Consider the following 13,600-nt stretch of genomic DNA (forward strand, 5'->3'; position numbering starts at 1 on the left):
ATGAGTTGCTTCGATCCCCCCTCGCTAAAAGAAAAGGGCACATCCTCAAACTATATAATTTTCAATTCGTTTCTTATGGAAAGGAGCAAAGATGAGGATTACCGATTTCAACACCGGTTTATTTACAGATTATTACGAGCTAACCATGGCTCAGGGCTATTTCTTCCAGGGCCGCCAAAACGACTATGCCTGTTTTGATTACTTTTTTCGCAGCAATCCGTTTCAAGGTGGTTTTACTGTTTTTGCTGGTCTCGATGATCTTTCCGCGTTCCTGGAATCGTTCAAGTATACCAAAGATGACATTCAATTTTTGAGAGAATACGGATTTGATGATCAGTTTCTCGCCTACCTGGAGAACCTGCAGCTGTCCCTCTCAATCTACTCCGTTAGGGAGGGAGATGTCGTTTTCGCGAACGAACCGTTGGTGAGAGTTGAAGGAAAGATTATTGAACTTCAACTATTGGAAACGTTATTATTGAACGTATTGAATTTTGAATCGCTCATTGCCACGAAAGCCCGAAGAATTAAAATGCAGGCTGGCGATCGTCCGGTAATTGATTTCGGATTGAGAAGGGCGCAGGGATTAGGCGGATTACAAGCCACGCGGGCCGCTTACATCGGAGGAGTGGATAAAACCTCAAACGTCTTCTCATCCAAAGCGTATGCGATTCCTGCGACCGGCACCATCGCCCATTCCTGGATCCAGTCGTACGATGATGAACTGACTTCCTTCCGGGACTACGCGAGACTATTTCCGGAGAATTGCGTTTTACTGATTGATACCTACGACACCCTCAATAGCGGCTTGCCCAATGCCATGATCGTGGCGAAAGAACTTTTACGCAACGGACACCAGCTATTTGGTGTGCGTTTGGATAGTGGCGATTTAGCCGCGTTAAGCAAAGAAGTTCGCAAGATTTTAGATGAACATGATTTGGGTTTTGTGAAGATTGTTGCTTCAAACCAGCTGGACGAATATGCGATGCAGAAACTGAATGCCCAAAACGCCCCCATAGATTCATTTGGTGTGGGCACGTCATTGGTTACCGGGCAGGATGATCCCGCGCTGGACGGCGTGTACAAATTGTCGTACGCTGACCATCACCCCCGGATGAAGTTTTCCGAAAACCCGGCAAAAGCCTCTCTTCCCGGCGTAAAAATGGTCTATCGGTTTGTCGATGAGAACAAAAAATTTATTGGAGACGGCATCTGTTTCAATGATTACACCCCGAATAGGGAAACCACATTCTATCAGGTTCCCCTGGGAAAAGAATTAATTCGCTATAACCAGACCGGTTTTGAAAAACTTCTCTTCCCGTTTTGGATCAATGGTGTTCCGCAAAGAGCAAAAAAGTCCCTCGATTCAATCCGGGAATTTTCAGCACAACGGTTGGAACAGTTGCCGGATCAATATAAGCAACTACAGCAAACTCCCGACTACCCTGTTGGGATAGAGCATGATATTCAAAAATTGCAATCGAAAATTGTAGCCGAGAAAAAATTGAACTATCAATCTAAAAACATTGAATTATGAAAGCGTTACTAATTGTGGATGTGCAAAATGACTTCTGTCCGGGAGGTGCGCTGCCAGCACCCGACGGAAACAAAATAGTACCGGTAATTAATGCCTTGATGGATAAATTCAGCCTGATCTTTGCTTCGAAAGACTGGCATCCCGAAGAAACGGTGCACTTCGGAAAGTGGCCGGTCCATTGCGTACGCGAAACAGCAGGAGCTGCATTTCACCAGGATCTTCAGGCGCAGAAAATTGGCGAGATTTTGCTGAAGGGAACAGGGAATAAAGACGACGGCTATTCGGCCTTCGAAGCAACCAACATTGACTTCAAAGATTATCTGCGCCGGCACGAAATTAACAACCTTTACATTTGCGGGTTAACAACTGAATATTGCATCAAAGCGACTGCTGTCGATTCGCAAAGGTTCGGTTTTCAAACCTATGTCGTTGAAGATGCCATAAAGGGCGTGGAGCAAAATAAAGGTGATGCGGAAAAAGCCATCCAACAAATGAAAAATGAAGGCATCCAATTTATCAATTCATCGATGCTGTAAGGATCAATATTTCCATAATAAGTCTGTTTTGTGTTAACTTATTTCAGGACGGGACAGCTGGCAGCATCCGATCTTGCTTCCAAGCGAAAAGCTTTGTAATTTCGACCAAAATTTCCGTCTATGAAGTCACCCAAATCGTTTCGTTTACACATTGGTCTGTTCGGTCAGCGTAATGTCGGGAAATCATCCCTGCTGAATGCGTTGACCAGCCAGGAGGTTTCGATTGTTTCGGACATTGCCGGAACAACCACCGACCCGGTTGAAAAGCCCATGGAGCTGCTCCCGCTGGGACCGGTGTTGTTTATCGATACTGCCGGAGTAGACGACGAAGGTGCTTTGGGAGAACAACGGATCCGCAAAACCATGGCTGTGGTCGACCGTACAGACCTGGCGATAGTAGTCTCCAACACGGAAGTTTGGGGTCGTTTCGAAGAAAAGCTGATTCAACAGTTCAGCGAGCGGGAAATCCCGGTGCTGATCGTCTTCAACAAAACCGACCTCTACCCTTCCAGCACATGCATGCTCAACAGCCTGGCCGGCGAAAAACTGACATGTGTAGAAACCTCCGTAGCAACAAGATTGGGTATTTCTGACTTACGCGAGGCCATTCTGAAATCGGCGCCCGATGATTTTATCAACCGCCCGGCCATCGTCAGTGATTTGGTTGGCCCCGGCGAAATGGCCATGCTGGTGGTTCCAATCGATAAAGAAGCACCCAAAGGCCGACTGATATTACCACAGGTGCAAAGTATCCGCGATTTGCTCGACGGCGATTCCTTTTGCATGGTCGTGAAAGAACGGGAACTGCGGGAAGGCCTCAACCGGCTGAACACACCACCCAAACTGGTGATTACCGACAGCCAGGCTTTTTTGAAAGTTGCTGCCGACACACCGCCCCATATTCCACTAACGAGCTTTTCCATCTTGTTTGCCCGTCACCAGGGCGATTTGGCAGAGATGGTTCGCGGTGCAACAGCGATCGACCAACTGAAAGCCGGCGACAAAGTACTCATCGCCGAAGCCTGCTCGCACCACCCCATTGGCGAAGATATTGGCACGGTGAAAATCCCTCGCTGGCTGACGCAGTATGTCGGAGGCAAGCTGGAATTCGATAACGTGCGGGGACGTGATTTTCCCGATAATATTGCAGCTTATAAACTGATCATTCATTGTGGCGCCTGTATGTGGAACCGCCGTGAAATGCTCTCGCGCATCATGAAAGCCCGGCAACTGAACATCCCCATCACCAACTACGGATTGACCATTGCTTATTCGCTTGGTATTTTTGAACGGGCTTTGCAGCCGTTTCCCGCAGCATTGGAAGTATACAAAGAAAGCCTGGCGGCTTCAAATGAAAGTACTCTATAGGATACGCGATTTTCGGAGACCTTAAATGGCCGTTCTATGCAGCAGTTCCCCGTGCATTTAAAACCAATAGCCGAGATTAGCCGAGAAGGTTGGTTTAGCGTGATAATCGGAATAGCCAACGCCAACAACCAGCGGCCCGACAACTGTTTTGAGCGCATACTTGATGCCTCCTCCGTAAACCGCCAAATCGGGAAGAATCTGATTATATTCCGTTCCCTGCTGCAAGCTGTTAAACACGAAAGACAAATATTGGCTGGAAGACAAGCGAAAGCGCACACCAACCAAACCGATCGCCGAAAAACGCTCGGCCATTGAAACAGGAGGCATTCCTGTAAAAGGTAAATGGTAGTTGAAGTAGCGCGAATAAGCCTCTCCACCAATAAAAGTTGTTTTTATTTCCGGATAATTTTCACTTAAAATACCACGGCCATACAGATTAACCAGAAAAGCGGTTTTGCGACTTACCGGGAAAACATTTTCCATCTTAAATAAAAGGTATGGCGACGAATGTCCATCTTTTTTAAGTTCGGAGTTGACATTCAATTCGACATACAAACGCGTTCCTTTGCGCGGAAAATAATAATGATCCTGATTATCAAATGCCAGGTAAAACGAAGCGCCGCTCAACAAATAATTGGTTTGGGTCGACAGTTCATCCACACTCCTGTCCTTTCCTCCATAGATGTCGCCATCGAAATATTCTTCCTGAACGGAGAACCCCGTTCGAAAGGTATGGAAACGCTGCTCCAGGTATAACTTCGCGGAGGTGTAAAACAAATCCGCATCATACGCCTTCTCGCCGGAATCATAAATATTGTAATTCTGAAACTTGGCATTCACCTTAAAACCCAAATCAGGGAAATTGTGCCAGTTTGTTTCAGTCAAAAACTCCAATCCCGGGTTGGCCGATAATTCTGTGCTAATGGACAAGAGGCTGACCGTGCGTGAATAATTTTTCCAGGTCGCATTCAACAGCAATGCCGCCGCTTCGGTCGTGTTTACCCGAAATCCGATATTTTGAGATCGCTCATCCTGAACAGTCAAATGCACATTCAAAGTCTTGCCGACCGGATTATCACTCAAGTCAAAATAAACATTTTCGAAACCTTTAGTGCCATACAAACGGTCGACAGCACTTTTGATGTCCGCATAATTATATTGCTCGTCCAAAGGAAGATTCATTATTTTCAGCAAAAATTCCTGGTTAAGCTTATTATCACAATCCAAATTGATTTTTGAAATACGCCACCGTTGTTCCTCAACATAGCGGCGCGATATCGTTCCGGGCTGGAGCTGATATTTTTGCTTCAACTCGCGCAGTTGGGTGCGTAACGCAGCGGTTGCCTCCTCCCCGCGTTTGATCAGGGTATCGGTGGCTGCCCGTGTAAAACTGCCCCCCGAAAAGTCTGCAACATCCGGTTTGATAACCAAATCACACAAATCATGATTCTGCACATCCTTTTCTTTGGTATAGAAATTAATCAGATTGAGAAATATCTCATTAATCGATTTAATCTGATCCCGGCTATAATAATCGTCCCGAATATCAACGCCGATGATAATATCGGCCCCCATTTGTTTGGCCACATCAACCGGGAAGTTATTCACGACTCCTCCGTCAACCAACAATTTTCCGTCGTGCTCACCCGGCATAAATACAGCAGGAATAGCCATACTGGAATACATGGCCGTAGGTAGAAAACCGTGCGTAAGCACCTCTTCATTCCCATTTTCGATATTGGTTGCCACACAGGCAAATTCGATTGGAAACGTCGTAAAGTCAGCATCAGAAGGGACATTGGCCATCAATCCACAAAATATATTCAAGACATTCTGTCCCCGAATGACCCCCTGCGGCAAACTCAGCTTTCGCTGGTTATTAAAAGGAAGTGAAAATAAGTACCGTTGCTTGAGTGCCTGATCGGGCGGGGAAAGATAAAGCCGCGAAACATCGTCAGAAAGAACCTGCTCCCAGTTTTGCGACCGGACGATTTTCTCCAGCTCGTCAGACGTATAGCCAACGGAATAAATCCCGCCAATTAAACTACCGATACTGGTACCAACGATAATGTCAATTGGAATACCTTCTTCTTCGAGAACTTTTATCGCACCAATATGCGCAAAGCCTTTTGCCCCACCACCACTAAGCACCAATGCCACTTTAGGCCGTTTGGTTTCCTTTTGATCCTGAGCCTGAACCGGCGGCAGAATAATAACGAAGCAGACAAAACACAAAATAATGAAGGATAGGGCGCGCATTCTTGTTTTCATTAACTGAACATATCGACTACAAGTTATAATAAATTTTACGGATATTTTCCAGTCGAATGATTCAGCCATTTCGATTTCACATTGAAATGACCTACTCATTCCTTATTTCTGCTTCTTACAACAATCGGTCCTCTTTGCTCAAGCTGATCCGGACATCGACAGCCAACAACCGATCGCCTTCTGCCAAAATCGGATTCAGATCCATTTCACTTATTTCCGGCGCGATCCGCAGCAGTTCCGACAGCCGGCACAACAGATCAGCCAACATCGCAATGTCGACTCCTTTTTGCCCCCGGTAACCCTGTAACAACGAATAAGCTTTTAGCTGCTGAATCATTTGCAAGGCTTCATCAACTGTTAAAGGAGCCAATCCGTATTGAATATCTTTCATCAGTTCGAGCCAAATCCCTCCCATCCCACATAGGATGAGGTGACCAAAACCAGCTTCCTTCTTGGCACCCAGAAACAGTTCCATCCCGCTTGCCATTTGAGCAACCAGCACAGCATTGGCTCCCGGTATTTTCATCATCCGATGAAACTGACTTGAAACATCCGCTTTCGTCACTATATTCAAAGCCACGCCGCCCACATCGGTCTTGTGCAACGGACCAACAACCTTCAACACCACGGGGAATCCGAATTCATCGGCTGCCTGAAGTGCCGCAGCTTCACTTGTAACCAGCAACTCCTTCACGCGGGGAATACCCGCCGCGTCAAGCAGGCGATGAACCATTCCCGGATTTAAAAAGCCATCTGCAGATGCCTCCATAATTTTCCGAACCTCTAGCTCATTAAGCACCGGACAAGCAGAATCAGCAACGTTAAGTTTAGGCACCTGCCGAATTTTAAGCAATGCTTTTGCGAGTTCTACTTCGTCGGGGAAACAAACATGACCGGAATTTATAAAGCCTTGAATCGCGTCAGCAGCATTGACAACAGAAGGCAAAACCGCATAAATGGGTTTCCGGCAGCTTTTCATTTTGTCCGCAAGAACTTCATACACATCATCGACCGGCCACAAGCCCGGACTACCGAAAATAACCAGCATGGCATCCACGTCTGGAAATTCATTTTCACAGGCATCAATGATCTCGCCCAACTGATCAGCGTTACCCGTAGCCAGAAAGTCGATGGGATTTTCGACCGAAGAACCGGGGTACAATTTCGCTTTCAACTCTGCTTTGGCTTCTGAATCTGAAATGCGGGGAACCTGAAAACCTCCTTTTTCCAGTGCATCGGCCAGCATAACCGCCGGGCCACCGGCATGCGTGACAATCGCCAGTCTGTTTCCTTTTAACTCAGGAGAAAGTAAAAGCCCCGCGACCGTTGTCAGTTCTTCCCGCCCGTAACACCGAATGATTCCGGCTTTGCGGAATAACGCATCAACGGCCAGATCCGATGAGGCCATTGCCCCCGTATGCGACTGAGCCGCACGAACTCCGGAGCCCTCTGTTCCGGCTTTGATCGCAGCAATGCGACAACCTTTCAGCACCAACGACCGGGCATGTTTCAATAGCTTTTGAGGATCACGAATGTTCTCCAAATAGAGCAACTTTACCCGTGAGCTTTGAACGGGATCAAAGGTTTCATCCCAATATTCCAACACTTCCTCAACACCTATTTGTGTGGAGTTGCCAACCGAGAACACCGATGCAAAACGCAATCCCTTTCCCATACCGGATTCCAGGATAAAAACAGCCGTTCCACCGGAGCCGGTAACAAAATCAATTCCTTTCGGATCAAGCTTGGGGACGGGACTGGTAAACACGCCGGCAAATTGCGGATTCATCAGGCCAATGCAATTGGGACCAATCAAACTGGCGCCGTATCGGTTCATTAATTCCAACAATTCAGTCTCCATCACTTTCCCCCGGTCGCTGTCTTCAGCAAAACCAGCCGATATAATAATGAATGCTTTGGTCGCTTTTTCGGTAACCAACTGCTGAACCGCTTCAACGCAAGCCTCAGCGGGAATCGCTAAAATCGCCAGATCAACCTTCGGCAGATCGGCAATGGAGGCACAGGCAGGAATCCCCTGGATGGCCGCTTCTTTGGGATTCACCACATAGAGTTTCCCCTCGAACGAATGTTGTAACAAGTTGTGCAAAAGATGTCCGCCCGGTTTTGCCAGCTTATTGGATGCCCCGACAACAACAATTGATTTTGGATGCAATAAGGCGTGATTCAGCATGATTTCAATTTGGTTTTAACCAAAGATAACAAAGCCTCCAGCTTTTACCGATGATTTTAGTCATCTGCGCCAATCAGGCGCTTAGCGGTTCTAAACCGCTTAGCGCCTGATTGGCGGCTTTAAACCGCTTAGCGCCTGATTGATCTCCTTATTGGTAAATTAGCTCAATTCACCTAATTTTAATAATAAAATGCATTTCGAACCCAACGCACTATACCATATCTATAACCGTTCAAACGAAACCGTATTTTATTCCAGGGAGAACTATCTCTTTTTCCTGAAAAAAGATGAAAGAGCAGATTTATCCAATCTCCCATATTCTCGCCTGGGTTTTAATGCCCAATCACTTTCATCTGCTTATTGAAGCAACAACAGAAAGTTGTTCAAATACTCAGGAACTGCATCGACCGACAACTCAACAGTTATCAAAGAACATCGGTTCTGTCCTAAGCAGCTACACGCAAGCCCTCAACAAACAGGAAGGAAGAAGGGGAAAGCTATTTTCGCACAACACAAAAGCCAAAATGCTCAATTCGGCTTACTGTTTCCCCGAATCAGGAGATAACAAAGAGAATAACCGCCCCGATTATGCGACCACTTGTTTTCAGTACATTCATCAAAACCCAATGATCGCCGGATTAGTTGAGAAACCCGGAGGTTGGGAATTTTCTTCATTTCGTGACTATGTTGGCGACCGGAAAGGCAAATTAATCTCCCACGAACTTGCTGTAAACTATATCAATCTTGATTTCGAGAATTTTAGCTTACAATCAGAAATGCTTCTTGACGAGCTGTTGCTGAAAAATCTGTTTTGAGAATGATCACTGCCTTCCGCGCTAAGCGGTTTGGAACCGCTAAGCGCGGAAGGCAAGCTTCACCATATTTTATTGGGATTAGCGGAGTCCTTTTCAAAAAAATAAATAGTTTTGACTCTTATTATGAGCAGAGCTTCTGAACAACGGGTAATGGTTTTCTGCGACTTTTCGGAGTCGATGAATGATGCGATTGTCCACGGATTACGAATCAGCCAAATATTCAACAAGGAATTGTGCCTGTTTCATCCGTACGGCAATGGAAAGAAAAACAACAAACTGGGTGCCCAAAAGGGTTTGGGAATGATTATCCGCAAATTAAAGGATGACTTTCCCTCGGTCACTATTTCCAGTCTAACCTTGAAAGGCAGTCTATCGCAAACGGTTAACCGGATTGCTGAAGAGTACGATGGTATTATGCTGGTTTTGCCGGTGGAGAATCTGAAACCCAAAATTCAGGCCCTGCAGGAAAGTCAGATCCCCTTCTTGTTTGTGAATGGAAGTGACGCGGAAACCTTACGCTACGACCGTTTAGTTCTACCTGTTGATTTTCGGAAGGTGATGAAAGACACCTCCCTTTGGGCTTCCTACTTTGGACGCTTCAACCAGTCGGCTATTGAAGTGCTGACTTCCCGCGAAAAAAACGCATCCAACCAGGTTATGGTGAAGAAGAACCGGAAGTTTATCGAGCAGCTGCTGTTTAAGCTCCAGGTGAATGTCGTGTTTAAAGATGCACAAAAAGGAAGCTTTGGTCTCCCTTACGAAGCCCTGGATCGTTGTCTGTCGGATGCACACAACCTGATGATCATTCCGGCCAGTCAACACATCAGTTTACTCGACCTGATGGTTGGCCTCCCCGAAACCAAACTAATCAAACAAGCCGGCAAAATTCCGGTGATGTGCATCAATCCCAAACGCGATATGTACATCCTCTGTGATTAAATTGTACTTTCAAAAACAGCAATAAAGCCCAATCCATATCGTTTATCTCTCGCAAGAAAGACCATGTCATGACAAAACAACTTTACACCCTTCTTTTTCTGATCTTTTTAGCCCTGGGTAGTCAGGCACAAAAACTGGAATACCAGGTACAATTTCAGGGAATTGGCGATAACCGCGAATTCACCAGTGAATACAGTTACCCGCAAACGATTCTGGGCGAACGCACCAGCATTGAACTGGGAACAACCATCGACAGCCTGCACCGCTTTCGGTTTGGGATTAGCCACCTGTTTGAATTTGGGACCGAAGCCGACCGGGTTAAACCGAAGTTAACCGCTTACTACCGCTTCAGCGATCAAAAAAACACCTTCTACTTTGGTGCTTTCCCCCGGATGGAACTGATTGATTTTCCATTGGCCATGCTCACAGATACCTTCTTATACTACCGCCCGAATATTGAAGGATTGTATGGCAAGCACAACTGGAGCTGGGGACATCAGCTGGGTTTTGTTGACTGGACCAGCCGCCAAACGATGACGCAACGCGAAACCTTCATGGCCGGTATTTCGGGAGCAATGCAGTTTGGAAAATTCTATGTTGAGAATTACCTCCTGTTGTTTCACTATGCATTAACCGCAGCCGAAAACCCCGACGAACATATTACGGATAACATGGGCTACACCCTTTATTTGGGTTATAACTTTGCGGAACTCACCGGTCTGAAACAAGCTTACCTGAAAGTGGGCTACATGGGATCGTCGATTCGGGAACGCGGAATTGATGACGGGTTTAAAACGGGAGGTAGCTTTACCGGACAACTGTATGGCGAAGGCGGACGATTTGCCGTCCGTTCAACTTTCAGCTTCGGCGATGGCCATCATTTCATGAACGGAGATCCCTATTATGCACAAGACAGCTACGTGCGGACTGATGTGATCTGGAAATTCCTGCAATACAAAAACATCCAGGGACATTTCAACTTGTCCTTTCACCTGATTGACGGAAGCACGCTCGACCAGCAACAACAACTATCGCTGATCTACCGCTTCGGAAACGCCGATTAAATCGCAAGGATCCGAAAAGAGAAAATGCCAACTCCTGGATTGGCCTGCGGGGGTTTTGAATCAGAAAACAAGGGAAGGGAATTTGAACAGGCACTGGTAAGCGGCCCTGTTTGAGGAGGAACGACGAGTTGGGCCGTGTGGCATTCCCAATCCGTAGTTTTCGTTCAAAAGGACCGCCAGCCTTGATCTTTTTGGTTCGCTTTTTGGATCAAGCCAAAAAGGAACTCCTGTCCGGAAGGACACACAAACGCTAAAAGCATACGCTATACGACTATTATTCGAGCTGTAATTCCCATTATCTAACGTATTTAAAATCGCAAGGAACCGAAGAGAGAAAATGCCAACTCCCGGATTGGCCTGCGGGGGTTTTGAATCAGAAAACAAGGGAAGGGAATTTGAACAGGCACTGGTAAGCGGCCCTGTTTGAGGAGGAACGACGAGTTGGGCCGTGTGGCATTCCCAATCCGTAGTTTTCGTTCAAAAGGACCGCCAGCCTTGATCTTTTTGGTTCGCTTTTTGGATCAAGCCAAAAAGGAACTCCTGTCCGGAAGGACACACAAACGCTAAAAGCATCCGGTTCTAAACCGGTATGTTGGGCAAACCTTATCCCAATGATATTCGTTTTATGCTACGGAACGAATTTAAAATCAATCGAATCATGGAAAATAACCGTTTTATGGATTTTACGATTGACAAGATAAATGCCATCGTACATGTCAAGCGCGAGTTTAGAGCATCAGTTGCCCGGGTTTGGGCTGCTTGGTCTCAAGCAGAACTACTGGACAAATGGTGGGCTCCCCGCCCTTATGTGGCTATAACCCGAAGCCTTGACTTCCGGGAAGGAGGCCAGTGGATTTATTCAATGGTTGGCCCTGAAGGAGACGAACACTTTTGCCGGGTTGACTACAAGGCGATTCAACCGCTTCAGTCAATGAGCTGGCTCGATGCTTTTACCAATGCCGAAGGGGAACAAAATGTGGAGTTTCCCCGCTCCGACTGGCACATTGAATTCTCAGGCGAGCACGAGCTGACCATGATCCATGTGAAAATTAAACATGAAAAGCTGTCCGATCTGGAAAGGATCCTCGAAATGGGCTTTAAAGATGGGTTTACCATGGCACTGTATAACCTGGATGAGTTGCTGGAACAAAGCTGATCCGGGCACTTAGGCCGAAGCAGCCTCAACTACTCGGCAGCCAGTTTGCTGATAAAGCGGTCGAATTCCTGTTTAAAGGCTTCGTACTTATCGCCTGTAGCCGGACCATCGAAACCGGTGTGTATCCGGCGCACCTTTCCCTGCTTGTCGATATAAATGCTGGTGGGGAATGACATAATATGATTGAGCATGGGCAGTTTTTCCTGTGCCTGGTCTTTGTTGGTCGTACCATATTGCGCCAGTAAAACCGGGTATTCCACACCAACGCGCTCTTTTAACCGGCTGATGGCATGAAAAGCCGCCGAGTCAGTTTTAGCGTATTCAAAAGCCAGCCCTACAAAAGCCACCGGCATATCCGGATGAGCCTTGGCATATTCAGTGAAGAAGCGTGTTTCGTCCAGGCAATTCGGACACCAGCTTCCCATGATCTGCACAACAACAACTTTATTCCGAAACTGACGATCGGCCAGCGAAACCAGGTTCCCTTTTTCATCAGGAAATGAAAATTCAATCCGGTCATAGCCTTCCTTTAATGCCGTCAGGCTCTCAGCATCGGGCAACTCAAATGCATCGTTGCGCCTGGCGGTAAACGGTTCTTGCCAGGTATTGCGCGAATAAAACCGCCCGTTCATGGTGCTGTCGCTTACCGTGGCAGTGAATAAAAAGGCATGTGCCCCGTCAAACGTCGATAGTTTGAGCGTGTTGCCATCCACCACACCTTCGAGGTAGCGGTAGTCACCCGTTGTGGTGCGAAAGGTTCCGCTTACTTTCCCGTTGTTTTGCTCAAAAATACCTTTAGCCAGGCTACCGCCATCTGCTGCATCAGGACTAAACACCACTTCCCAACTTCCGCTGACATCAACCTTGGGCGCTTCTGTTACCGGGAAGCGCACCGAGTCTTGCACCGCCGTAAAAGGAACGGTATCGGTCGAGCCCGCTTTGGCATAATAGCCGTTCAGGCTGCCATCATCGGCTATCTTTGCGTTAATCCAGCATTCGAACACCGGCATCTGAATATGCACCGAATCATTTTCGTAGCTGATCTCATCAACCTGAATAAGCTCACCGGCATTATATACCTCCAGGCTTGCAGGTGAAGTCACCCGAAACACAAAAGGGATCTCCTGTTGATCCTGTGCCTGCAACACAGCGCGGTAAGTAGCCTCCGGCAATTGGCGGGGCGATTGAGTGCTGGTGCACGCAGTAAACAGTAAAGTCAGGCTAAAAACGAAAAGGCTCAAATATCTCATCACTTAATTGTTTCAATTTTGCTCCAAAAATAACAAGACAACCGCAAAATAAATACCCTTTTGTATTTTATCTGTCCACAGTTCTCCGAATGTTCACATCCCGGGGTTTCCCCCCGGGCTATTGCTTACGGCCCTTTGGGCCTCAACAAAAAGCCCAACGGGCTCACAGCAACAGCATGGGGCAACGCCCTGTGTTTACGAAACAAAATCCTTCTCTCTTTTAGTATATCGTCCTCTGGCCGGACGGGCCTATACTTTTCCATTCGATGAAAAGTATTCCAAAATCTTGTCAAAACGAACCCTCGCCCGGGCGTTTTGACGGCCAACGCACACGCTCCGATCAGCAACTGCGATGACCGGCCTCATTTAAGTTGCCTCTCAGGCATGCCGGCTCATCCCCTCTCTACTGGTAGACAGGGACGATAATGTCGTGGCCATTATCAGGGTGAGTTGATAAAAGCAGCTTCGCACCGGGC

At 47.0% G+C, this 13,600-nt stretch carries 10 protein-coding genes; 7 read left to right on the plus strand and 3 right to left on the minus strand.

Annotation, left to right across the window (positions count from 1 at the left end; genetic code table 11):
- The first annotated feature begins 91 nt into the window (after window positions 1-91).
- From GJV22_RS14240 to hydF, 3 genes are all read left to right on the plus strand, one after another.
- Window positions 92-1,534 (plus strand): nicotinate phosphoribosyltransferase, encoded by a 1,443-nt coding sequence (locus GJV22_RS14240; protein ID WP_163714778.1) that lies wholly within the window; start codon window positions 92-94, stop codon window positions 1,532-1,534.
- The gene (locus GJV22_RS14245; protein ID WP_163714781.1) at window positions 1,531-2,070 is read left to right on the plus strand and encodes an isochorismatase family protein; all 540 of its coding nucleotides are present in this window, start codon (window positions 1,531-1,533) and stop codon (window positions 2,068-2,070) included. The genes GJV22_RS14240 and GJV22_RS14245 overlap by 4 nt, the downstream gene beginning before the upstream one ends.
- 120 nt (window positions 2,071-2,190) lie before the next feature.
- Complete coding sequence (gene hydF, locus GJV22_RS14250) at window positions 2,191-3,438, plus strand: [FeFe] hydrogenase H-cluster maturation GTPase HydF (RefSeq protein WP_163714784.1); 1,248 nt, start codon at window positions 2,191-2,193, stop codon at window positions 3,436-3,438.
- Between the two features lie 57 nt (window positions 3,439-3,495).
- Here hydF and GJV22_RS14255 read toward each other — a convergent pair whose 3' ends face one another.
- Window positions 3,496-5,709 carry a patatin-like phospholipase family protein gene (locus GJV22_RS14255; protein WP_163714787.1) on the minus strand — a complete coding sequence of 738 codons (2,214 nt, stop codon included), beginning with the start codon at window positions 5,707-5,709 and terminating at the stop codon, window positions 3,496-3,498.
- Window positions 5,710-5,824: 115 nt separating this feature from the next.
- A complete protein-coding gene (locus tag GJV22_RS14260; RefSeq protein WP_163714789.1) occupies window positions 5,825-7,900 on the minus strand; it encodes an acetate--CoA ligase family protein in 2,076 nt (691 codons plus the stop codon).
- A gap of 287 nt (window positions 7,901-8,187) precedes the next feature.
- Between GJV22_RS14260 and GJV22_RS14265 the strand changes: the two genes are divergently transcribed.
- The 4 genes from GJV22_RS14265 to GJV22_RS14280 all read left to right on the plus strand — a co-directional run bounded on the left by GJV22_RS14265 (window position 8,188) and on the right by GJV22_RS14280 (window position 11,874).
- Window positions 8,188-8,715, plus strand: a complete 528-nt coding sequence (locus GJV22_RS14265; protein ID WP_163714791.1) for a transposase — start codon at window positions 8,188-8,190, stop codon at window positions 8,713-8,715.
- 123 nt (window positions 8,716-8,838) lie between these two features.
- Window positions 8,839-9,654 carry a hypothetical protein gene (locus GJV22_RS14270; RefSeq protein ID WP_163714794.1) on the plus strand — a complete coding sequence of 272 codons (816 nt, stop codon included), beginning with the start codon at window positions 8,839-8,841 and terminating at the stop codon, window positions 9,652-9,654.
- Window positions 9,655-9,722: 68 nt separating this feature from the next.
- Window positions 9,723-10,718, plus strand: coding sequence for a hypothetical protein (locus GJV22_RS14275; RefSeq protein ID WP_163714798.1), 996 nt, complete (start codon window positions 9,723-9,725; stop codon window positions 10,716-10,718).
- 658 nt (window positions 10,719-11,376) lie between these two features.
- The gene (locus GJV22_RS14280) at window positions 11,377-11,874 is read left to right on the plus strand and encodes an SRPBCC family protein (RefSeq protein ID WP_163714801.1); all 498 of its coding nucleotides are present in this window, start codon (window positions 11,377-11,379) and stop codon (window positions 11,872-11,874) included.
- Between the two features lie 29 nt (window positions 11,875-11,903).
- Here GJV22_RS14280 and GJV22_RS14285 read toward each other — a convergent pair whose 3' ends face one another.
- Window positions 11,904-13,124, minus strand: a complete 1,221-nt coding sequence (locus tag GJV22_RS14285; RefSeq protein WP_163714804.1) for a TlpA family protein disulfide reductase — start codon at window positions 13,122-13,124, stop codon at window positions 11,904-11,906.
- Between the last annotated feature and the right edge of the window lie 476 nt (window positions 13,125-13,600).

This window comes from Mangrovibacterium lignilyticum, assembly GCF_010882175.1.
GTDB classification, from domain to species: domain Bacteria; phylum Bacteroidota; class Bacteroidia; order Bacteroidales; family Prolixibacteraceae; genus Mangrovibacterium; species Mangrovibacterium lignilyticum.